Annotated in this window: 18 protein-coding genes; 9 read left to right on the top strand and 9 right to left on the bottom strand. The window is 58.6% G+C overall.

The features are described 5' to 3' along the window. Positions 1 to 201: 201 nt before the first annotated feature. Both AC3ISI_RS26630 and AC3ISI_RS26625 read right to left on the bottom strand, forming a co-directional pair. Positions 202 to 909, bottom strand: coding sequence for a 3'-5' exonuclease (locus tag AC3ISI_RS26630; protein WP_489334486.1), 708 nt, complete (start codon positions 907 to 909; stop codon positions 202 to 204). Further along, on the bottom strand, positions 906 to 2,846 hold the full coding sequence (locus AC3ISI_RS26625; RefSeq protein WP_489334485.1) for a DUF294 nucleotidyltransferase-like domain-containing protein: 1,941 nt from the start codon (positions 2,844 to 2,846) through the stop codon (positions 906 to 908). Before AC3ISI_RS26625 ends, AC3ISI_RS26630 begins: the two co-directional genes overlap by 4 nt. 252 nt (positions 2,847 to 3,098) lie before the next feature. Here AC3ISI_RS26625 and AC3ISI_RS26620 point away from each other — a divergent pair, with 252 nt between their 5' ends. Beyond that, complete coding sequence (locus AC3ISI_RS26620; RefSeq protein WP_489334484.1) at positions 3,099 to 3,560, top strand: response regulator; 462 nt, start codon at positions 3,099 to 3,101, stop codon at positions 3,558 to 3,560. A 109-nt stretch (positions 3,561 to 3,669) separates the two neighbouring features. Here AC3ISI_RS26620 and AC3ISI_RS26615 read toward each other — a convergent pair whose 3' ends face one another. Next, positions 3,670 to 5,847, bottom strand: coding sequence for a malate synthase G (locus AC3ISI_RS26615; protein WP_489334483.1), 2,178 nt, complete (start codon positions 5,845 to 5,847; stop codon positions 3,670 to 3,672). 537 nt (positions 5,848 to 6,384) lie between these two features. Here AC3ISI_RS26615 and AC3ISI_RS26610 point away from each other — a divergent pair. After that, positions 6,385 to 6,903 carry a glycine cleavage system transcriptional repressor gene (locus AC3ISI_RS26610; RefSeq protein ID WP_027926687.1) on the top strand — a complete coding sequence of 173 codons (519 nt, stop codon included), beginning with the start codon at positions 6,385 to 6,387 and terminating at the stop codon, positions 6,901 to 6,903. Between the two features lie 215 nt (positions 6,904 to 7,118). Here AC3ISI_RS26610 and rarD read toward each other — a convergent pair whose 3' ends face one another. The 5 genes from rarD to AC3ISI_RS26585 form a co-directional block, all read right to left on the bottom strand. Further along, complete coding sequence (gene rarD, locus AC3ISI_RS26605) at positions 7,119 to 8,006, bottom strand: EamA family transporter RarD (RefSeq protein ID WP_489334482.1); 888 nt, start codon at positions 8,004 to 8,006, stop codon at positions 7,119 to 7,121. A gap of 205 nt (positions 8,007 to 8,211) precedes the next feature. Further along, positions 8,212 to 9,186: a serine/threonine protein kinase gene (locus tag AC3ISI_RS26600; protein ID WP_007947707.1), complete on the bottom strand. Its 975-nt coding sequence runs from the start codon at positions 9,184 to 9,186 to the stop codon at positions 8,212 to 8,214. Between the two features lie 191 nt (positions 9,187 to 9,377). Continuing rightward, positions 9,378 to 11,279: a PhoX family protein gene (locus AC3ISI_RS26595; RefSeq protein WP_489334481.1), complete on the bottom strand. Its 1,902-nt coding sequence runs from the start codon at positions 11,277 to 11,279 to the stop codon at positions 9,378 to 9,380. 58 nt (positions 11,280 to 11,337) lie between these two features. Then, on the bottom strand, positions 11,338 to 12,102 hold the full coding sequence (locus AC3ISI_RS26590) for a TOBE domain-containing protein (RefSeq protein WP_489334480.1): 765 nt from the start codon (positions 12,100 to 12,102) through the stop codon (positions 11,338 to 11,340). Between the two features lie 182 nt (positions 12,103 to 12,284). Continuing rightward, positions 12,285 to 13,025, bottom strand: coding sequence for a ComF family protein (locus AC3ISI_RS26585; RefSeq protein ID WP_489334479.1), 741 nt, complete (start codon positions 13,023 to 13,025; stop codon positions 12,285 to 12,287). Between the two features lie 92 nt (positions 13,026 to 13,117). Here AC3ISI_RS26585 and bioB point away from each other — a divergent pair, with 92 nt between their 5' ends. The 7 genes from bioB (at position 13,118) to AC3ISI_RS26550 (ending at position 20,202) form a co-directional block, all read left to right on the top strand. Then, complete coding sequence (gene bioB / locus AC3ISI_RS26580) at positions 13,118 to 14,173, top strand: biotin synthase BioB (protein ID WP_223521027.1); 1,056 nt, start codon at positions 13,118 to 13,120, stop codon at positions 14,171 to 14,173. A gap of 157 nt (positions 14,174 to 14,330) precedes the next feature. Continuing rightward, the gene (gene bioF / locus AC3ISI_RS26575; RefSeq protein WP_489334478.1) at positions 14,331 to 15,509 is read left to right on the top strand and encodes an 8-amino-7-oxononanoate synthase; all 1,179 of its coding nucleotides are present in this window, start codon (positions 14,331 to 14,333) and stop codon (positions 15,507 to 15,509) included. Next, complete coding sequence (locus AC3ISI_RS26570) at positions 15,502 to 16,233, top strand: alpha/beta fold hydrolase (protein ID WP_489334477.1); 732 nt, start codon at positions 15,502 to 15,504, stop codon at positions 16,231 to 16,233. The genes bioF and AC3ISI_RS26570 overlap by 8 nt, the downstream gene beginning before the upstream one ends. After that, a complete protein-coding gene (gene bioC, locus AC3ISI_RS26565) occupies positions 16,226 to 17,038 on the top strand; it encodes a malonyl-ACP O-methyltransferase BioC (RefSeq protein ID WP_489334476.1) in 813 nt (270 codons plus the stop codon). The genes AC3ISI_RS26570 and bioC overlap by 8 nt, the downstream gene beginning before the upstream one ends. Further along, on the top strand, positions 17,035 to 17,715 hold the full coding sequence (bioD, locus tag AC3ISI_RS26560) for a dethiobiotin synthase (protein ID WP_489334475.1): 681 nt from the start codon (positions 17,035 to 17,037) through the stop codon (positions 17,713 to 17,715). Before bioC ends, bioD begins: the two co-directional genes overlap by 4 nt. 107 nt (positions 17,716 to 17,822) lie before the next feature. Continuing rightward, positions 17,823 to 18,119, top strand: a complete 297-nt coding sequence (locus AC3ISI_RS26555; protein ID WP_489334474.1) for a pyrroloquinoline quinone biosynthesis protein PqqE — start codon at positions 17,823 to 17,825, stop codon at positions 18,117 to 18,119. Positions 18,120 to 18,396: 277 nt separating this feature from the next. Then, positions 18,397 to 20,202 (top strand): phenylacyl-CoA dehydrogenase, encoded by a 1,806-nt coding sequence (locus AC3ISI_RS26550; RefSeq protein WP_477789909.1) that lies wholly within the window; start codon positions 18,397 to 18,399, stop codon positions 20,200 to 20,202. A gap of 84 nt (positions 20,203 to 20,286) precedes the next feature. On the opposite strand, the gene AC3ISI_RS26545 is transcribed toward AC3ISI_RS26550, so the two are convergent. Further along, positions 20,287 to 21,864 carry a hypothetical protein gene (locus tag AC3ISI_RS26545; RefSeq protein WP_489334473.1) on the bottom strand — a complete coding sequence of 526 codons (1,578 nt, stop codon included), beginning with the start codon at positions 21,862 to 21,864 and terminating at the stop codon, positions 20,287 to 20,289. Positions 21,865 to 22,971 lie beyond the last annotated feature (1,107 nt).

The following is a 22,971-nucleotide window of genomic DNA, read 5'->3' as shown; positions in this document are numbered from 1 at the left end:
AATGTTAACTAACGAGAATTGTTCGCGATTGTGGCAGAGGCGGGGATGGTAAGCAATTGGCGCTGGTCGGGTGGATTGAGCTGTATGCATTCAGCTTTACCGCGTCATCGTTCATCGCGAGCAGGCTCGCTCCCACAAGGGACTCGGTCACCTGTGGGAGCGTGGCTTGCCCGCGAAGGCGCCAGAACAGTCACTGCATATTTAAAAGGAGGGAGCCTGCTGCCGGCGCTTCCACTGACTCAACCGTTGTTGCAGATTCAGCGGGCTATGAATCTGCTGCTGCCGCGCTCGGCTGAACAGGATCAATGCCAATTCGGCCGTCGCCATCGCGTCGGCACTGGCGTTATGTCGCTCGAACACTTGCAGTTTGAACCAGTCGATCCACTCATCCAGCCCGGCCTCGCGAATGTGTGCCTGTGGGCACAGCAGCGGGGCTATGTCTGCCACATCCAGAAACGGATGAGCCAACTTGTAGCCCAAGTGGTCTTTCAATGCGCGGCCAAGCATGTGCTGATCGAAGGGGGCATGAAATGCCAGCACCGGGCTGTCACCGACGAACTCCATGAATTCGAGCAAGGCTTGCGCCGGGTCGCTGCCGGCCGCAATGGTGCTGGGGCCCAACCCATGAATCAGCACGCTGGGTGCGAGCTTCAGGTCGGTGCATCGCAGGGTGCGTTCGAACTGTTGGCTGAAGTCGATGGCGCCGTCTTCAATCACCACGGCACCGATGGACAACACCCGGTCCTTGTTCAGATTCAGCCCGGTGGTTTCCAGGTCGAGCACCACCCAGCGCTGTTCACGCAGGCTGCATTCACCCAGTTCGGCCACCGCTGGCAGGTGCTTGAGTCGTTGTTGCAACTCTTCCGTCAGGAGTGGGGTGGCCGGGCGCAACCACGAAAACAGGCTCATAGCTGATACCGCAGGGTCAGGCTGCTTTGCAGGCGTTGCGCCTGGCGCAGGGATTCACGCAGGATCCGTCGGTCCAGATGATTGAGGCTGTCCGGATCGACCCGATTGGAATAGGGCAAGTTCTCCCGGGTCTGTAACTGATGTTGCTGCATGCGGGTTTGCTGAATGAAGTGGTACGCCTCTTCATAGGCCGCACCGTCCAGCGGTTGAATAATTTCTTTGGCCACCAGTTGGCGAAAACGCTCCAAAGTATTGTTGGTCTCGACGCCGTGAGCCAATGCCAGCAACCGTGCACCGTCGACGAAAGGCGTCAGCCCCTGCACCTTCAAGTCCAGCGTGGCTTTTTCACCGTTTTTGCGCGCCAGTACGAACTCACGGAAACGCCCCACAGGGGGACGGTTGCGCAAGGCGTTCTCGGCCAGCATCCGCTGGAACAGACGGTTATCGCCGACCTGATCGAGAATCCCGCGGCGCAATTGCTCGCACCCTTGCTCGTCACCCCAAACCACGCGCAAGTCGAAATAAATGCTCGAACCCAGCAGGTTCTCCGGCGTCGCCTCGCGGATAAACGCCGCAAATCGCCGCGCCCATTCGGCACGCGACAAGCACAGCTCCGGGTTACCCGCCATGATGTTGCCCTTGCACAACGTGAAGCCGCACAGCGCAAGGCTTTGGTTGATCTGTTGGGCAATCGGCAACAATTTTCCGCGTATCTCTGCCGCATGCGCCGCGTCCCGGGCCTCGAACAGAATGCCGTTGTCCTGATCGGTGTGCAGCGTCTGCTCGCGACGGCCTTCGCTGCCGAAGCACAACCAGCTGAACGGCACACCAGGGTCGCCTTTCTCGGCGAGGGTCAGTTCGATTACCCGGCACACGGTGTGGTCGTTGAGCAGGGTGATGATGTGAGTGATCTGCGTCGACGACGCGCCGTGCGCCAGCATGCGCTCGACCAACTGTCCGATCTCGCCGCGCATCAACACCAGGTTTTCCACACGCTGGGCACTGCGAATCGTGCGTGCCAGGTGTACCAGATCGACCCGTTGCAGGGAAAACAGGTCGCGCTCCGAGACCACGCCGCACAGACGATGATCTTTCACCAGGCACACATGGGCGATGTGCCGCTCGGTCATGGCGATGGCCGCGTCGAAAGCGCTGTGGTCCGGCGTCAGGAAAAACGGCGCCTGGGTCATGTGGCGCTCGATGGCTTCGTTGAAGTCATTGGTGCCCTCGGCTACGACATGGCGCAGGTCGCGCAGGGTAAAAATCCCCAGCGGGGCTTTGCGCTCATCGACCACAACGATACTGCCGACTTGTTGCTCGTGCATCAGCGTCACCGCTTCACGCAGCGGTGTCGCGGGGCTGCAAGTCACCGGGTGGCGCATGGCCAATTCGCCCAGGCGCGTGTTCAGCGAATACTGAGTGCCGAGGGTCTCCACGGCTTTTTGCTGGACTTGCTGGTTGACCTGATCCAGCAAGCTACTGACACCACGCAGGGCAAAGTCGCGAAAGGTGCTGGAAAGCGCGAACAGTTTGATAAACGCCAGCTTGTTCAGCTGCAGGCAAAAGGTATCTTCGGCGGCGAGGTGTTCGGTGCGGGTCGCACGCTCACCCAGCAGCGCGGCGAGGGGGAAGCACTCGCCAGTGGTGATTTCGAAGGTGGTTTCGGTGCCGCCCTTGGCGGTGTGCGGGCGCTCACCGACGACGCGGCCCTGTTTGACGATGTAGAAATACTCAACCGGGCCATCGGCGGGCTTGATGATGCTCTCGCCGGGGGCATAAAAACGCAGCTGACATTGCTCAACCAGGTACGCCAAGTGAGCGTGTTCCATCTGATTGAAGGGCGGGAAACGCTGAAGGAATTGCAACGTGCCCTGGATGTTCTGCAACACCGCGGTTTTCCCTGCCTGTGTGAAGGCGTCCGCTTTACTCATAACCATTACCGCAGTCGTTTGGAATTATTGTTGTCGGATGACTCAGCCATGGTCGGCCCCTGCGCGCGGGGTGCCCATTGGACGTAAGTCTAGGTTGGCCGTCCAGGGGGGGCTATTTTGGAAGTGCCTGAAACAAATCAGCGAATTACCGGTCAATTTGCCTCTTGGAAATTTTTCCGACGAAGTGCACATTGGTGGTCTGCTTAGCGATGTCTGACGAACGTGCCAGGTGCTTGAATTGAAAACATAGAGAACGCCATGTCCGACCAAGATATTTTGAGCGATGCCGAGCGCGAGGCGCTGAGTGCCGTCATGCTCGAACCCGATTTACCGCCGCAGCGGGTGCTGATCGTCGATGACGATAAAGACGCGCGCGAGTTGTTGTCGCAGATTCTTGGTTTGGACGGTATTCGCTGCATCACCGCGGCCAGTGGTGAAAGCGCATACAAGATGCTGGTTGCTGAAGATGAATTGAAAAAGCCTTCGATCGGTCTGGTGATCACTGACTTGCGCATGGGCAATGTCGATGGCCTCGACCTTATCCGTCAGGTACGTGAGTCGGTTCGGGCGGCCTTGCCGATCATCATCGTCTCCGGCGACGCTGACGTGAAAGATGCCATCGCGGCGATGCATTTGAGTGTGGTGGATTTTCTACTCAAGCCTATCAATCCCGAGATATTGCTGGGTTTGGTCAAGCATGAGCTGGGCATATTGCCTTAGCGCTGGCGAAGGGGCCTTTTGTGGCGAGGGATCGTGTCTGTCTAGTCCACAAATAAAAAGGCCCTGATCTTTCGATCAGGGCCTTTTTTGTGTCCGGAGTACTCGCTACTTACAGGCCATTGGCAGCCTTGAACTCGCGACGACGACGGTGCAGAACCGGCTCGGTGTAGCCGTTCGGTTGTTTAGTGCCTTCGACCACCAGTTCGACCGCCGCCTGGAAGGCGATGTTGCTGTCGAAGTCTGGAGCCAGCGGACGATACAGCGCGTCATTGGCGTTCTGACGGTCAACCACCGGCGCCATGCGCTTGAGGCTTTCCATCACTTGCTCTTCGGTGACAACGCCGTGGCGCAGCCAGTTAGCGATGTGCTGGCTGGAAATACGCAGCGTCGCACGGTCTTCCATCAGGCCGACGTCGTTGATGTCCGGCACTTTCGAGCAACCGACGCCTTGGTCGATCCAGCGCACTACATAACCGAGAATGCCTTGGGCGTTGTTGTCCAGTTCGTTCTTGATCTGTTCTGCGGTCCACTGCGGGTTCACCGCCAAGGGAATGGTCAGGATGTCGTCCACCGAAGCGCGAGTACGTTTGGCCAGTTCGGCCTGACGGGCGAACACGTCGACCTTGTGGTAGTGCAACGCGTGCAGCGCTGCTGCGGTCGGCGATGGAACCCAGGCAGTGTTCGCGCCGGCCAGCGGGTGAGCGATTTTCTGTTCGAGCATCGCGGCCATCAGGTCGGGCATCGCCCACATGCCTTTGCCAATCTGCGCGCGACCTTGCAGGCCGGTGCTCAAACCGATGTCGACGTTCCAGTTCTCGTAGGCGCCGATCCATTTCTCGGCCTTCATGTCAGCCTTGCGCACCATCGGGCCGGCTTCCATGGAGGTGTGGATTTCATCGCCCGTGCGGTCGAGGAAACCGGTGTTGATAAACACCACGCGCTCGCTGGCCGCCTTGATGCAGGCCTTGAGGTTGACCGTAGTGCGGCGCTCCTCGTCCATGATCCCGACTTTCAATGTGTTGCGCGGCAGACCGAGAACCTCTTCGATGCGACCAAACAATTCGTTGGTGAATGCGGCCTCTTCCGGGCCGTGCATTTTCGGCTTCACGATGTAAACCGAGCCGGTGCGGCTGTTCTTGCGTGAACTGCTGCCGTTGAGGCTGTGGATCGCCGCGAGGCTGGTCACCAGACCATCGAGAATGCCTTCCGGCACTTCGTTGCCGTCTTTGTCGACGATGGCGTCGATGGTCATCAGGTGACCGACGTTACGCACGAACAACAGTGAACGACCGTGCAGGCTCAGTTCCTTGCCATCGACACCGGTGTAGGTGCGGTCGGCGTTCATGGTGCGGGTAAAGGTCTGACCGCCCTTGGAGACTTCTTCCGACAGATCGCCCTTCATCAGGCCGAGCCAGTTGCGGTAGATCACCACTTTGTCATCGGCATCGACGGCGGCGACGGAGTCTTCGCAGTCCATGATGGTGGTCAGCGCGGCTTCCATCAGGATGTCTTTGACGCCGGCAGCGTCGGTCTGGCCGACCGGGGTGCTGGCATCGATCTGGATTTCAAAATGCAGGCCGTTATTCTTCAGCAAGATCGCAGTCGGAGCGCTGGCGTCGCCGTGGAAACCGATCAGCTGAGCGTCGCTGCGCAGGCCGGTGTTGCTGCCACCTTTAAGGGCGACCACCAGTTTTTCGTCAACGATTTTGTAGCCGGTGGAATCGACGTGAGAGCCGGCAGCCAATGGCGCGGCTTCGTCGAGGAAAGCACGGGCGAAGGCAATGACCTTGTCGCCGCGAACCTTGTTGTAGCCTTTGCCTTTTTCCGCGCCATCGGCTTCGCTGATGGCGTCGGTGCCGTAGAGCGCGTCGTACAGCGAACCCCAACGGGCATTCGAAGCATTGAGCGCGAAACGGGCATTCATCACCGGAACCACAAGTTGCGGACCGGCCATGCGGGCGATTTCGTCATCGACGTTTTGCGTCGTTGCCTGGAAATCGGCTGCTTCTGGCAGCAGATAACCGATGTCTTGCAAGAAGGCCTTATAAGCCACGGCGTCATGCGCTTGGCCGGCACGGGATTGGTGCCAGCCATCGATACGAGCCTGGAAATCGTCGCGTTTGGCGAGTAGGGCTTTGTTCTTCGGCGCCAGGTCATGAATGACCTTCTCGGCACCGGCCCAGAACTTATCGGCGGTGAGGCCGGTACCGGGAATGGCTTCGTTGTTCACGAAGTCGAACAGGACTTTGGCGACCTGCAGGCCACCGACTTGAACGTGTTCAGTCATTGCTTGCCTCACTCTGCTCAGCTATTTCGCTTTTCAGCTCTTCAATTTTGACAATGAAGCCTCTGGCCATTTAAACCACAAACCCGTCCGCCAGTACATGCCCTCTCGGGCGGCTGGGTTCGGTCCGATCAACGGCTTTGAGGCCTTGCTGACAGGGCTTTTCAGGGTTGCGAGTGTGCCGGTGGCAGACATCGATCCAACGTTATGTAGTGCGCGCTGCGGCATACTACATGATGAATTGCGCTTGTGAAAATCAGACTAATTACGTCGTTCTGCGACCCCATGACGCATTGCAGTCATGTCGGGGAACGGGATGTTCTCAAAAAACCAATAGATTGTTCCAGTTAAATATAAAAACTTGTACACGATTTGTTGTCGGCAGGTTTGTCGGCGGCGCTCCAATCGCGAGCAGGCTCGCTCCCACAGGTACAGCGCAGAACTTGTGGGAGCGAGCCTGCTCGCGATGGCGTCAGACGAATCAACGCAGTATCAGCCCTTGCCTATACTTCTGTTTCTATAACAAAAGAGGGCTGCGCCATGGACCACCTCGTACTCACAGTATTTGCTCCAGACAAGGCCGGGCAGGTCGAGCGCATCGCCCAGTGCATTGCCGAGCATGGCGGCAACTGGCTGGAAAGCCGTATGTCGCGCATGGCGGGGCAGTTCGCCGGGATTCTTCGAGTGGGCGTACCGGCCGAGGCCTACGATGAGCTGGTGGACGCCCTGCAAGCGTTGTCCGCCCAAGGCATTCGCGTACTGATTGCCGAAAGCGGCATCGAACAATCCTGCACCTGGAAGCCGATTGCGATGGAGTTGGTCGGCAACGATCGTCCGGGGATCGTGCGCGACATCACCCGTCTGCTGAGCGAGCAAGGGGTGAATCTGGAAAGGTTGGTCACCGAAGTGCGGCCGGCGCCGATGAGCAGCGAGCCGCTGTTCCATGCCGAGGCGATTCTCGCCGTGCCACTGACCTTATCGCTCGATGTATTGCAATCACGCCTGGAAACCTTGGCAGACGATCTGATGGTCGAGCTGGTGCTGCGCAGTGAGCCTTGACAGGGTTATCCAAGTTAAACGTGCACCTGCCTGTGGATAACCTGTAGAGACAGCCCGCCAGCCCACGCCGGCCGGGCTTCTTCAAGATCTGATCAAAAAACCATCAGTTTCAACGAGTTGCGCACAAACGCCGGGGATCACGCTGTGGATAACCTTGGGAAGGATCGATGCAGGCCACGAGGGACGTGGTCTGTAGAGGTTTGTGTGTTTTTTGATCAAGTGCGGCGACGAAGACTTATCCACGCATCAACGCTGTAAACCGCCAGGCCAGCCCAAATAAAGATGAACGCGACCAGTGTGCTGGACGACAGGTGTTCGCCGAACAGCAGAACGGCTTGCAACAGCACCAGTGTCGGCGCCAGGTACTGGAGGAATCCCAAGGTCGTGTAGGGTATATGCCTTGCTGCAGCGTTAAAACAGATCAGCGGTACCAGCGTGATCGGGCCGGCGGCGACCAGCCACCAGGCTTTGGAGGTGGTCCAGAATTCAGGTTGCGCGCTGGCCGCTGTCGGGTTGAACAGCAGCCACGCGACCGCAATCGGCACCAGCATCCAGGTTTCCACCACCAGACCGGGCAGCGCTTTGACGGGCGCCTGCTTGCGGATCAATCCGTAGAAACCAAAGGACAACGCCAGCACCAGCGACACCCAGGGCAGGCTGCCGACTTGCCACACCTGTTGCGCCACGCCGACTGCCGCAAGACCCACGGCGATCCACTGCATGCGCCGCAATCGTTCGCCGAGGATCAGCATGCCCAGCAGGACGTTCACCAGCGGATTGATGTAGTAGCCGAGACTGGCTTCGAGCATCCGCCCGTTGTTCACCGCCCACACATAAGTCAGCCAGTTGGCCGCAATCAGCGTGCCGCTCAGGGCCAGGATCGCCAGGCGTTTGGGGTTGTCACGCAACTCGCGCCACCAGCCTGGATGTTTCCAGACCATCAGTAGCAAGGCGCCGAACAGCGCGGACCAAAGCACGCGATGGATGATGATCTCCGCGGCGGGCACGCTGGCGATGGCTTTGAAGTAGATCGGGAAAAGTCCCCAGATGATGTAGGCAGTAAGGCCCAGAATGTACCCGCGACGCGGGTTGGCGGCTTGCATGCAGAATCCTTGCTTAGGCAGCTAACAAAGAGGGGATTGTAAGGAGATTTGTCTGCGGATGTCCTGCCTGAATAGGTTGACCAATTGTGAACACAATACCTGTGGGAGTGAGCCTGCTCGCGATAGCGGTGTGTCAGCCACAGATGTGCTGAATGTTTCGCCGCCATCGCGAGCAGGCTCGCTCCCACAAGGGGGGCAGGGTGAATCAGAAGAGTTTGAGGGGTTCTTCGTTCAGGGCTGCAAGTTGCTCACGCAACGCCAACACCTGATCACCCCAGTACCGTTCACTGCCGAACCACGGAAAGCTGTGCGGGAACGCCGGGTCGTCCCAGCGACGGGCCAGCCAGGCGCTGTAGTGCATCAAACGCAAGGCGCGCAACGGTTCGATCAACGCCAGTTCTCGCGGATCGAAATCGTGAAATTCGTTGTAGCCGTCCATCAGTTCCGACAACTGCCCGAGACATTCCTGACGGTCACCGGCCAGCATCATCCAGATGTCCTGCACCGCCGGGCCCATGCGGCAGTCATCGAGGTCGACGATGTGGAACATTTCGTCGCGGCACATCATGTTGCCGGGGTGGCAGTCACCGTGCATGCGGATGTTCTGGTGCGGCGTCGCTTTGTAGACCTCTTCCACTCGCTTGAGCAGGTCGCGGGCCACGGACTCATAAGCGGGGAGCAAACTTTTTGGGACAAAGTTGCCTTCGAGCAAGGTGGTCAGCGAGTCGTGACCGAAATTCTTCACGCCTAGCGCTTCACGGTGGTCGAACGGTTTGGTGGAACCCACGGCGTGCAGGCGCCCCAGTAACTGACCGAGGCGATAGAGCTGATCGAGATTGCCCGGTTCCGGCGCACGGCCGCCCCGGCGGGGAAACAGGGTGAAACGAAAGCCGTTGTGTTCGTGCAGGCTGGCGCCGTTGTGAATCATCGGTGCGACCACGGGCACGTCGCATTCGGCGAGTTCGAAGGTGAACTGGTGTTCTTCCAGAATCGCTTCATTAGTCCAGCGCTGCGGGCGATAGAACTTGGCGATCAGCGGCTCGGAGTCTTCGATGCCGACTTGATAGACGCGGTTCTCGTAGCTATTGAGCGCCAGAATACGCGCGTCGCTGAGAAAGCCGATGCTTTCGACGGCATCGAGCACGAGGTCTGGGGTGAGGGTTGCAAACGGGTGGGCCATGCTGACTCCTGCGCGCAGCAGGCTGCCGCGTCCGGCCAAGCATGGTAGCGCAGACGGGGTGTCTTTAGGGCCTGCACTTGAGATGAGTGGTGTTTGGGATGCCGCCATCGCGAGCAGCCTCACTCCCACAGGGGATTTGCGGTTTGTCACAGATCCAGTGTGAGAGCGAGCCTGCTCGCGATGAGGGCCTGTCAGGCGCCGACGATCCCGCCATCCTCACGCGTAATGGCCATCACCGAAGACCGCGGCTTGCCATTCGGTAGATGCTCCGGGAACGTCGACCCACCGTTCTCCCCCGGATGCTGAATCCCGACAAACAGCGTCTTCTGATCCGGCGAAAAGCTGATACCGGTGACTTCACAGCCAATCGGCCCGACCATGAACCGGCGAATTTCCCCGGTCGCAGGGTCCGCACACAGCATCTGGTTGTTGCCCATGCCCGCAAAGTCACCGGCATTGCTCGAATCGCCATCGGTGAGAATCCACAGACGTCCGGCCTTGTCGAAGCCCAAGCCATCCGGGCTGTTGAACATGTTCTGCGGAGTGATATTCGACGAACCGCCCTTCGGCATGCCGGCGTGAACCTGCGGGTTGCCGGCGACCACAAACAGGTCCCAGGCAAAGTTTCTTGAGCCATGATCGTCGCGGTCGGTGCGCCAGCGCAGAATCTGCCCGTAGACGTTCTTCTCGCGCGGGTTTGGCCCGCCTACCGGTTGGCCGTCTTCACCACGCTTGGCGTTGTTGGTCAGAGTGCAATACACCTGGCCATCCGTGGGGCTGACGACGATCCATTCCGGACGGTCCATGCGCGTGGCTTTCACTACGCTGGCGGCGAGGCGCGCGTGGATCAGCACCTCGGCCTGATCAGCAAAACCGCTGTTGGCGTCGATGCCGTTTTTGCCGTGAGTCAGTTCGACCCACTCGCCTTGGCCTTTCGGGTGATCGGCATTGCCGTCGCCGGCGTCGAAGCGCGCTACATACAAGGTGCCGTGATCCAGCAGGTCGCGGTTGGCCTTGGGGTTTTTATGGTTGATCTTGTCGCGGCTGACGAACTTGTAGATGAACTCGCCGCGTTCGTCGTCGCCCATGTACACCACAGCGTGGCCGTCATGGGTTTCTGCCAGCGCGGCGTTTTCATGCTTGAAGCGGCCCAGGGCCGTGCGCTTGATCGGGATCGATTGCGGGTCGAACGGGTCGATCTCCACCACCCAGCCGTGACGGTTGAGTTCGTTGGGATTCTTCGCCAGGTCGAAACGCTCGTCGTGCTGATGCCAGTTGATTTCTTTGCTGGCCGCCACCGCGCCGTAGCGTTTCTGCGCAGCGTCGAATTTCTGCTCGGCATTGCTGCTGCCGAAGCAGTCGGTGAAGTTCTCTTCGCACGTCAGGTAGGTGCCCCACGGCGTCTTGCCGTTGGCGCAGTTCTGGAAGGTGCCGAGGACATTCTTGCCGTGTGGGTCGGCGCTGGTTTTCAACAGTTCATGACCGGCGGCCGGGCCGCTCAGGCTGATCGGTGCGTTGCCGTGAATACGCCGGTTGTATCGCGAGCCCTGGACGAATTGCCATTGGCCGTCCTTGCGCTGAACTTCGATCACCGACACGCCTTCGCTGGCCAGCGCCTTGCGCACTTCTTCGGCGGACTGCGGCATGCCACCATGCGCGTAGAGATAGCGATAGTTGGTGTATTCGTTGTTGATCACCATCAGTGCCCGGTCTTTTTCACCGGGAAACTCGAACAGGCTCATGCCGTCATTGTTGTCGCCGAACTGGACTTCCTGTTGCTCGGCCGTGCCATTGCCGTTGGGGTCGAACGTCGGGCCGTTGTTGTGCAAGGGCTGGCCCCAACTGATCAGCACCGAGGATTTGTAGCCCGCCGGCAGGGTAATGGCGTCATTGGTGGCAGCGGGGATGCTGTCAAACCCCAACAACTTGCTGGTGCCTGCGCTGACGCTCGCAGCCATCACGCTACGGCTCAGCAAATTGCCGCCGAGGAACATCGCCGCTCCGCAGAGGGCGCCGGCGCTGATGAAACCACGGCGGCTGAGGCCGACCATCTTTTCGAGGTCGGTGGACTGGTTTTCTTCTAATAGGCTCACATCAGGCTCCCTGCGGGTTTTTGCAGTCACCATAAAGAGCATCGATGAAGCTTTTGTTTCAGAGCGGTGTACCCAGTAATACGTTGGATGGCGCGAACTGCACCAGCACCGGTTTGTCAGCGGCAAGCCCCAACGTTCTCAATTGCAGTGGCTCGGCCAGTGCGCAGAGTGTCTGGCCATTGGGCAGACCGATGCGCACTTCGCTGGGGCCGTCTTCGGCGTCGAGAATGGCTTCGATAATGCCTTTCAGGAAGTTGTTGCCGGGTGTTGCTTGCTGATCGATACCCAACAATTCAAGCCAGCCAGCCTTGATCAACGCCACCACTTCGGTGCCGGTTTCCAGCTCCAGGCGCAGGGTGCTGTCGTGGGTGATCTGCGCATCAATGGTCAAGCCTGCGGCCAGTTCAAGACGAATTCGGTCGTTGCGCCCCTGTGCTTCGATCCCTGTCACTGTGCCGTGCAATTGATTGCGCGCGCTGGTCCGGAGCATCAGGCGGCCGAGCAGGTCCAGATCGCTGGCATCTTCGGCAGCCTCCAACACCTGGGCCTGCAAGGCTTGCAGCTTTTGATAAAGGCGCAACACGCGCAGGCCTTCGCTGGAGAGTTTGGCGCCACCGCCGCCCTTGCCGCCGACGCTGCGTTCTACCAGCGGCTTCTGCGCCAGGTTGTTCAGCTCGTCGATAGCATCCCACGCCGCCTTGTAGCTCAGGCCCGCGCTTTTCGCGGCACGGGTGATCGAGCCCTGTTCGGCGATGTGTTGCAGCAAGGCAATGCGCTGCGGGCGACGGACAATGTGCTGGGACAACAATGTAGGCAAGGACATGGCGAGGCGCTTTGGGCTGAGACAATGGAGAAGACGTTGGTCGCTTGCAACTCGGGAGTCAAGTCAGGCCGCAATCCCTGTGGGAGTGAGCCTGCTCGCGATTACGATCTTCCAGTTACATCAATGTTGGATGTGACACCGCCATCGCGAGCAGGCTCGCTCCCACCCTGGATCGCATTCAGTCAGACGTCGTCGCCGGGTTTGGGTGTGCGGGCCAGGCAGTAAACGTCTACCCGTGCGGCCCCTGCGTCCATCGCCAGCCGGGCGAGGGCTTGCGCGGTGGCGCCGGTGGTCAGCACGTCGTCCACCAACGCCAAATGGCGCCCCTTGATCTGCGCGCCGGGCCTCAGGGCGAAGGCGTTGCGCAGGTTCTTTTTGCGGGCGTCGGCATTCAAATTCTGCTGCGCGCTGGTGTCTTGGATCCTCGACAGCAGCGTTTCGTCGCAAGGAATGTCGAGGCTGACGCCGAGCCAACGGGCAAGCATCGCGGCTTGATTGAAACCCCGTTGGCGCAGACGTTTAGCGGCCAGCGGCACCGGAACGAGCGCATCGGGACGATTCAGGTCTTCGTCAAAGCGATGCTGCAGGTATTGTGCGAGAAGTTCGGCGAGCAGGCGGCCAAACGGCCACTTTGCCGAGTGCTTGAAACGTGTGATCAGGGTGTCCACCGGAAAGCTGTAAGTCCAAGGTACGGCGACTCTCTGGAAGGCGGGCGGTTGTTTCAGGCACTGGCCGCAAGTCAGCCCGGCGCCCGATAAGGGCAGGGCGCAGGTCTGGCAGTGATCGCCAAGCCAAGGTAGCTCCGTTTCGCAGGCCATGCAGATAGGGATGCGTTCCTCGGCCGGTTCAGCACAGAGCAAACAATGCTGTTTGTTTTTTGACCAGATGTAAACCGGTCCTTTGTAACGTGGTTGACAGCGCATGAGTCTTCCTTAAATATGCCGAACATCCGTGTCGCGTCTGTGGGTATTCCATCCCTCAGCCGCTTGCCAAGCATAAAACAAAGGAAACGCCCATGAGCGCCAGCACCTCTGCAACCCTGCGTCATGACTGGTCTTTGGCCGAAGTCAAAGCACTCTTCGTTCAGCCATTCAACGACCTGTTGTTCCAGGCTCAGACGGTGCACCGCGCGCATTTCGACGCCAACCGTGTCCAGGTTTCCACGCTGCTCTCGATCAAAACCGGCGCCTGCCCGGAAGATTGCAAATATTGCCCACAGTCCGGTCACTACAACACCGGCCTGGAAAAAGAAAAGCTGATGGAAGTGCAGAAGGTCCTCGAAGAGGCCGCTCGCGCCAAGGCCATCGGTTCGACTCGTTTCTGCATGGGCGCGGCGTGGAAACACCCGTCGGCCAAAGACATGCCGTATGTGCTGGAAATGGTCAAAGGCGTGAAGGCCATGGGCCTGGAAACCTGCATGACCCTGGGCCGTCTGGACCAGGACCAGACCGAAGCGCTGGCTCAGGCAGGTCTCGACTACTACAACCACAACCTCGACACCTCGCCGGAGTTCTACGGCAGCATCATCACCACCCGCACCTACAGCGAGCGCCTGCAAACACTGGCCTACGTGCGTGATTCGGGGATGAAGATCTGCTCGGGCGGTATTCTCGGCATGGGCGAGTCGCTGGATGACCGCGCCAACCTGCTGATCCAGTTGGCCAACTTGCCGGAGCACCCGGAATCGGTGCCGATCAACATGTTGGTGAAAGTCGCCGGTACGCCGCTGGAAAATGCCGAAGAGATCGATCCGTTCGACTTCATCCGCATGCTCGCCGTGGCCCGCATCCTGATGCCGAAATCCCACGTGCGCCTGTCCGCTGGCCGCGAAGCGATGAACGAGCAGATGCAGGCACTGGCATTCTTCGCCGGTGCCAACTCGATTTTCTACGGGGAAAAACTGCTGACTACCGCCAACCCTCAGGCGGACAAGGACATGCAACTGTTCTCGCGCCTGGGGATTCTGCCGGAAGCGCGCGAAGAGCACGCGGACGAGGTGCATCAGGCCGCCATTGAGCAGGCACTGGTTGAGCAGAAGAGCAGCGAGCAGTTCTATAACGCTGCTGTTTAAGCCTCTACCTATTCCTCTGAAGGAATGCAAAACACTGTGGGAGCGAGCCTGCTCGCGAAAGCGATCGAACAGTCGACATTTATGTTGAGTGTGAAGGCCTCTTCGCGAGCAGGCTGCTCCCACAGTGGTCATGTGTCATTTGATAGTCGAGGCCTGCATGTCTTTCGATCTCGCCGCACGCCTTGCTGCCCGTCGTGCCGAAAACCTCTACCGCCAGCGCCCGCTGCTCGACAGCCCTCAAGGCCCGGAAGTGGTGGTCGATGGCCAGCCGTTGCTGGCGTTCTGTAACAACGATTACCTGGGCCTGGCCAATCACCCGCAAGTGATCGAAGCCTGGCGCGCCGGCGCTGCTCGTTGGGGCGTGGGTGGCGGGGCGTCGCACTTGGTCATCGGCCACAGCACGCCGCATCATGAGCTGGAAGAAGCCCTGGCTGATCTGACCGGCCGACCGCGTGCACTGTTGTTCACTACCGGATACATGGCCAATCTCGGCGCGGTCACTGCATTGGTCGGGCAGGGCGATACGGTGCTGGAGGACCGGCTCAATCATGCTTCGTTGCTGGATGCCGGTTTGCTCTCTGGCGCGCGCTTCAATCGCTATCTGCACAACGACGCGGTCAGTCTGGCCAAGCGCCTGGAGAAAGCCACGGGTAATACGCTGGTGGTCACCGACGGCGTGTTCAGCATGGACGGCGACATTGCCGACCTGCCGGCGCTGGCGCGCGAAGCCAAGTCCAAAGGCGCGTGGCTGATGGTCGATGACGCTCACGGCTTTGGCCCGCTGGGTGCCAATGGCGGCGGAATCGTCGAGCATTTCGGCCTCAGTCAGGAAGACGTGCCGGTTTTGGTGGGCACGCTGGGCAAGGCTTTCGGTACGGCCGGGGCCTTTGTCGCTGGTAGCGAGGAGTTGATCGAAAGCCTGATCCAGTTCGCCCGTCCCTACATCTACACCACCAGCCAGCCACCGGCGCTGGCTTGTGCGACGCTCAAAAGCCTCGAACTGCTGCGCACCGAACATTGGCGACGTGAGCATCTGAAGACGTTGATCCGCCAATTCCGCCAAGGCGCCGAGCAAATCGGTCTGGAACTGATGGACAGCTTCACGCCGATTCAGCCGATCATGATCGGCGATGCCGGGCGTGCGGTTCGCCTGTCGCAGATGTTGCGCGAGCGTGGGCTGATGGTGACTGCGATCCGCCCGCCGACCGTGCCGGCCGGCAGCGCCCGATTGCGGGTGACCCTGACCGCCGCTCACAGCGAGGCACAGGTGCAACTATTGTTAAACGGACTGGCCGATTGTTTTGCACAACTGAAGTCGGAGCCAAGCCATGCGTGATCGACTGATTCTGTTGCCCGGATGGGGCCTCGGGATTTCGCCGCTGGAACCTTTGGCGGCAGCGTTGCAGGGGCTGGATGAACACCTGCGAGTCGAGATCGAGCCGTTGCCGGAACTGCAATCGAGCGATCTTCAAGAATGGCTCGATGAGCTTGATTCGACAGTGCCGCAGGATGCCTGGCTCGGTGGCTGGTCCTTGGGTGGCATGCTGGCGGCCGAATTGGCGGCGCGTCGGGGCGATCGTTGCTGCGGCTTGCTGACCCTGGCGAGCAGTGCCTCTTTTGTCGCCCATGAGCAATGGCCGAACGCGATGCCCGCCGAGACGTACCATGCGTTTCTGGCCGGCTGCAAGGCGGATCCACGCATGACGTTGAAACGGTTTTCGCTGCTGTGTGCCCAAGGCGCGCAAGACCCACGCGGTCTTTCTCGGTTGCTGCTCGGTGGTGCGCCACATTCCACTGCTTCGGTTTTGGCGGCCGGTCTGGAAGTTCTCGCACAACTGGACACTCGTCAGGCTCTGCAGGCGTTCCGTGGTCCGCAATTGCATTTGTTCGCGGGGCTCGACGGACTGGTTCCGGCCGAAGCCGCAGGAGATTTGCTGGCACTGCTGCCGGATGTCGAAATCGGTCTGATTGAACAGGCCAGTCATGCGTTTCTTCTGGAAGACCCCCACGGTGTGGCGGGGGCGATTCAGGCCTTTTTGCACGAGTCCGGTGATGACTGATTTATCCCTTCCCGACCTGCCCGGCGGTTTGCCCGACAAGCGCCAGGTGGCAGCCTCCTTTTCTCGTGCGGCGGCGAGCTACGACAGCGTGGCCGAGTTGCAGCGTGATGTTGGCAGTCAACTGTTGAGTCGCTTGCCCGGTGATTTTGTCCCGGGTCGCTGGCTGGACCTGGGCTGCGGCACCGGGTATTTCAGTCGGGCGATGGGTGAGCGTTTTCCGGCCGGTCACGGTGTCGCCCTCGATATCGCCGAAGGTATGCTCAATCACGCCCGGCCATTGGGTGGTGCCAGCCATTTCATCGCGGGCGATGCGGAGCGATTGCCACTGCAGGATTCGACCTGCGATTTGATCTTTTCGAGCCTTGCCGTGCAGTGGTGTGCGGATTTTGAATCGGTGCTCAATGAAGCGTGTCGGGTGCTCAAACCGGGCGGGATTTTCGCGTTTGCTAGTCTGTGTGTAGGGACGTTGTTTGAGCTGCGTGACAGTTGGCGTCAGGTGGATGGCATGGTGCACGTCAACCGCTTCCGCGAGTTGGGTGTTTATCAGCAATTGTGTGCGGCCAGTGGCTTGAAAACCGTAAGCCTGCAAACGCGCCCTCATGTGTTGCATTACCCGGATGTGCGTAGTCTGACTCATGAGCTCAAGGCATTGGGTGCGCACAACTTGAACCCCGGGCGACCGGGTGGTTTGACGGGGCGGGCGCGGATCCTTGGCTTGATCGAGGCCTATGAGCAATTTCGTCAGGCCAAAGGATTGCCAGCGACTTACCAGGTGGTTTACGCCGTGTTGGAGAAACCTATATGAGCGCAGCCTATTTCATCACCGGCACTGACACTGACGTCGGCAAGACTGCAGTTGCCGCCGGTTTGTTGTATGCGGCGCGGTCGGCAGGCTTGAGTACGGCGGCGGGAAAACCGGTAGCCTCTGGCTGCGACTCGACGCCTAAGGGGTTGCGTAACGCCGATGCGCTGGCACTGTTGGCCGAGTGCTCTTTGCCGTTGACGTATGCACAAGTCAATCCGGTCGCGTTCGAGCCGGCCATCGCTCCGCACCTGGCCGCGCGGGAGGCCGGGGTGGCATTGACGGTGCAGTCACTGCTGACGCCGATGCGCGAAATTCTCGATAGGCAGGCGGATTTCACCTTGATCGAAGGGGCGGGTGGCTGGCGCGTGCCGTTGGCGGATCAGGCCAATCTGTCGGACCTGGCGATAGCGCTGGATTTGCCGGTGATCTTGGTGGTCGGTGTGCGGTTGGGCTGCATCAACCATGCGCTGTTGACGGCCGAGGCGATCGCCCGGGATGGATTACAGTTGGCGGGCTGGGTAGCCAATATCATTGATGCCAAGACCTCGCGCCTGGAAGAGAATCTTGCGACGCTCGCCGAGCGTATCCCCGCGCCCTGCCTTGGACGAGTACCGAAACTCAAATCGGTTACCGCAGAGTCGGTGGCAGAGCATTTGCAACTGGATTTGCTGGACTAGGTTTTAGCTATGGCAAACCACGGTGCCATTAGTGAATTTGTCGGGCCTTTTGCCATCATGTCTGATTCAATGGCCGTTATTGATCCTTTGCAGGACGACGTCTGCCCATGGAAATTTCAGGAAACACCGCTTTGTATTCTGGTCTGAACACTATTCAGACAGGGCAGAACCGCGTTGATCAAGCGTCCGGGCAGATCGCCAATATCACCATCGAGCGTTCAGTGACCAGCCAGTCTTCCGAGGCTCAGGCGGATCGTCTGCGTTCGCTTGATCGCAGTCAGCAATCCGACCTGGCCAGCAATGTAATCGACCTGGCCCAGGGTAAATTTCAGGTTGAGGCGGGTGCCAAAGTGGCCAAGGCTTCGGATGAAATGCTCGGTACGTTGATCGACACATTCGCTTGATCCCTCGCTGATTTCTCCTCCTAGACGCCGCGACTGTTCGCGGCGTTTTTCTGCGTAAGTCCTTATCCCTCAACTAATCTTTTCTAAACGGCGCCTTGTCTGCTCAATGGTGGTGCGCTGCTGCATGCCCGGTAGATCAACGATGTGATGACAAACGGCTAAAGATCGATGCTTGACAAGATTTAGGCGTAAACGTATGTTTCAAACAACTGTTTGATCGCAGCGACAATTCGACGCGGTCGTTCATCCCCGGTTACATCAGCAGAGGTTTTTCGCTATGCCTGACTACAAGGCCCCCTTGCGTGATATTCGCTTCGTTCGTGACGAACTGCTCGGCTATGAGGCGCACTATCAGAGCCTTCCGGCTTGCGCGGACGCAACTCCGGACATGGTTGACGCCATTCTTGAGGAAGGCGCCAAGTTTTGTGAGCAGGTACTGGCCCCGCTGAACCGCGTGGGTGACACCGAAGGTTGCACCTGGAGCGAGTCCGGCGTTAAAACCCCGACTGGATTCAAAGAAGCCTACAAGCAATTCGTTGAAGGCGGCTGGCCAAGCCTGGCTCACGACGTAGAGCACGGTGGCCAAGGCCTGCCGGAGTCTCTGGGTCTGGCAGTCAGCGAAATGGTTGGCGAAGCCAACTGGTCGTGGGGCATGTACCCGGGCCTGTCCCATGGCGCGATGAACACCATTTCCGAACACGGTACGCCCGAGCAGCAAGAGGCTTACCTGACCAAACTGGTTTCCGGTGAGTGGACCGGCACCATGTGCCTGACCGAACCGCACTGCGGCACCGACCTGGGCATGTTGCGCACCAAGGCCGAACCTCAGGCCGACGGCTCCTACAAAGTCTCCGGCACCAAGATCTTCATCTCGGCCGGCGAACACGACATGGCCGACAACATCGTCCACATCGTACTGGCCCGCCTGCCGGATGCACCGGCTGGCACCAAAGGCATTTCGCTGTTCATCGTGCCGAAGTTCATGCCGAACGCGGACGGTTCGATCGGCGCACGCAACGCTGTGAGCTGCGGTTCCCTGGAACACAAGATGGGCATCCACGGTAACGCCACTTGCGTGATGAACTTCGACGCGGCCACCGGTTTCCTGATCGGCCCGGCGAACAAAGGCCTGAACTGCATGTTCACCTTTATGAACACCGCACGTCTGGGCACCGCGCTGCAAGGTCTGGCTCACGCCGAAATCGGCTTCCAGGGCGGTCTGAAATACGCTCGTGATCGCCTGCAAATGCGTTCGCTGACTGGCCCGAAAGCGCCGGAAAAAGCCGCTGACCCGATCATCGTTCACCCAGATGTACGTCGCATGCTGTTGACCATGAAGGCATTCGCCGAAGGCAACCGTGCGATGGTTTACTTCACTGCCAAGCAAGTCGATATCGTCAAGTACGGCGTGGACGAAGAAGAGAAGAAGAAGGCCGACGCACTGCTGGCCTTCATGACGCCAATCGCTAAAGCCTTCATGACTGAAGTCGGTTTTGAATCCGCCAACCATGGCGTGCAAATCTACGGCGGCCACGGCTTTATCGCCGAGTGGGGCATGGAGCAGAACGTCCGCGACAGCCGCATTTCGATGCTGTACGAAGGCACCACCGGTATCCAGGCGCTTGACCTGCTGGGCCGTAAAGTGCTGATGACTCAAGGCGAGGCCCTGAAAGGCTTCACCAAGATCGTCCACAAGTTCTGCCAGACCAACGAAGGCAACGAAGCCGTTCAAGAGTTCGTCGCACCGTTGGCTGCACTGAACAAAGAATGGGGCGAACTGACCATGAAGGTGGGTATGGCAGCCATGAAAGACCGCGAAGAAGTCGGCGCGGCCTCCGTGGATTACTTGATGTACTCCGGTTACGCCTGCCTGGCCTACTTCTGGGCTGACATGGCGCGTCTGGCCGCTGAGAAACTGGCTGCCGGCACTTCCGAAGAGGCGTTCTATACCGCCAAGCTGCAGACTGCGCGTTTCTACTTCCAGCGTATCCTGCCGCGTACCCGCACTCACGTTGCAACCATGTTGTCGGGCGCCAACAACCTGATGGACATGAAAGAAGAAAACTTCGACTTGGGCTACTAAGCCTTAACGCAGTACTTCAAAAAAAAACCGCCACTCCTTTGGGATCGGCGGTTTTTTTGTTTCTACTGATTCGTCAAACGCTGTTCACCACGGTGTTGGTTCCAGAGGGCCGATACCAGAGCCCTCTCCGTTACGCAGGAATGGCAGGTGCCAGAAGTCGTTCGGCACGACTGGGTCGCCGGCTCTGAGGCCTTCCGGAAAAATGAAGTCAAACACCGGCGCCACATACTGTCCTGCAGTTAAGCCATTGGCCACCGTTGATTTGCCGGCATTGTCGAGGCATCTGTCCACGGCAGCCTGGGATAAGGTTATCTGTGGAACACACAATGAACGTGCGACTACACGCAACATGCGGGTCGGCTGGCTAAGAAGTCCAGTCGGTGCCTTGGTAGCCCGAAGCCGGGCACGTTGTGATTGCGCGCCCGTGTTCTGGGTTGTAATGCCACCCGAAGTCCCTAAGCAACTGGCTGCGAAGCCTAGGGCAGGGTTGCATTCCCCCGTCATCTCATAGGGTGTAATCCAGCGATTGGTTTGTGCGCCCGTCGAAGGATTGACGTCTACCAGATAGATGTCGATCGGAGTCTTGACGTCGGTTGTCAATGCTTCAAGGAAAATCCGGTCTTGTGTCTCCTGATCTGCCCCCCCTATGGCTGTCAGCGCAGGGTCCGCAGTGCCGATACCGAAATCCCCGATAGACACGTAGCTGGGCTGCGTACCTGGCTGAGTGTAGATCCCGACGTTGGCTACAATCGTGTGCGCCGAGATGTAGTCCGGGGTGCCCGCTGTCGACGATTTGAACAGGGTGCCGGCGTAGGTGATGAAGTCGCCGACTTCGAACGGGGCCTGCTGCATCGGATTGGGGTCGGTATCAGTGCGTGACGGATCGCCGAATCTTTTCATGACATATTGGCTGCAATAGACCTGACCCGCAGCTGGAAGCGAAAGCTCCCCGCCGGCTGGAAGTGTAACGCCAGCCTGGCTGAAGTTGCGGCAGTTGTTGGTGCTCGCCGAGGTCACCACTTTTGGCCGGTTTTTCTGTGGGCAGAGTGCATCGTCACCGGATGCTGAGCGTGGCACGCACATTGGGTATCCAGTAGCGGAGTGAATAGTCGGGTTGAGGTCATCCACAGAAAATCTAGGGTCGGGGCTATGGACAAGACCAAAACGTCCGTTCGGATCGTTGATCTGGATGATCGTCGGTTGCAGCGAGTTACCGCTGTCAACTTCGATGTTGCCGGTGCCGTAGTCGATTCGGGTGATGTAGCCGCTGCCGGAATTGGCTGCTTGTTGGGAGACGTAGATCAGCCCGGCGATTTTCTTGTTGTTGGACACGGTATTGCCAACCACATGGATCTCGAACGAAGGGTATGAACTTTGGCCTTTATTGAGCGCCAGCGACCCGCCCTTGAAAAACTCAGCCCAGGTCAGGGTATTGGCCGGCATCTGGATCACCGTATTACAAGGGACTGTATAGGTGACACCGTTCAGTTGGACTGTACCCCCCAGGTGCTTGGTGCTTTTGGTATTGGGGCAGTTCAGATTGCTGGTGTCCAGGGTCATGCTCTGGATAAAACCTGTGACGCTGAAGCCATGCACCGCATTCGGGTCGGTGAAGGTTGGATCGGGCAGTGTGGGTGTTGTGAATGGCGAAGTTGCCCCCACGACGGGCTTGTCAGTCCCGCCGCCCCGCCCCCGCCGCCACCCCCACCCCCATTTTTGGCAAACGCATCGGCTCCCCCGCCAACAGCCACAGCGACGGCGAGGGTGCCTGCGAGCAAGGCGTGGCGAGCGAAGGTTGTGTTGAATCGCTTGAGGAGCGGCGCTATGGCGAGCGTTTTTTCATACAAAGATAAACCCATGGTTCTCTCCAAAATCTTGCAGGACCCGTTGCCGGCCATTCGACTCGCAGACTTGCTGATGCGCTGAATCCTGCGCAAAAAACGGAGAGCCTTGAGCCTGATGCGTGTAAAGCAGTTGTCGTGCCGGATTGGCAGAAACAGTCGTCAGCCCGCAAAAAATGCGGGCTACGTGGAGGCGGGTGGCATTACATGCAAACGTGACGGATCTAGATGTGCCAATAGAGGGGGGATATATATCCATGTTTTTGAGCGATATACGAAGTTCAAGTGGGGGCCGTTACTGGCTGGACTACGCCTCAAGTAAGTGAATGAGAAATGTTGCCTATAAATACTCCGTGTGCGTGGAGTTGGCAGAGGACGTATTGAAAAAGTCGCAATGATAAAGTGGGTGTTTTTTTTGAGTGCAATTAATAGCAATAGCTCACGCAGTGCAACTTGTGCACGCGTTAAGTTGGTATTTTATGGTTGTCGATCTTAGTCGTTTTCTCTGGTTTATAAGCAGTATTTGAATATCGATTGCCCTTGCATACTTGAATAGCAATTAATCTGCCAAGATTTTAAAAAGTGCTTTTTTCTACGCAGGTACCTGTAAATATTGATATTTTTTGAGTTTAATTGTCATTCTCGGATTGCTGTTGGGGGATTACACCCAAAAGTGGGGGAGGAACTACGCCAACATTGAGGGGGCGTTTTAGTTGCGCTTGACGGAGGGCATTTCGGCATCGCTTAACAAAAAAAGCAGCTAACACCTCAAGGAAAAAAATATTCATTTGCGGCTGTTGAAATTTTTTGTTACAGCTAGAGTGAAGTTAAGCGCCCACCACGACGCGACAAAAACGTTTCTATCAAGCCTGAGCCAAGAGAGTACTTTGCCAGCTAGGACTTTTCTCGCCTGAGCCCACTTAAAGTT

This window comes from Pseudomonas sp. GL_139_B (assembly GCF_057834475.1).
Note: the sequence above shows the minus strand (reverse complement) of the source record. Positions and strands in the feature narration are given on the sequence as shown.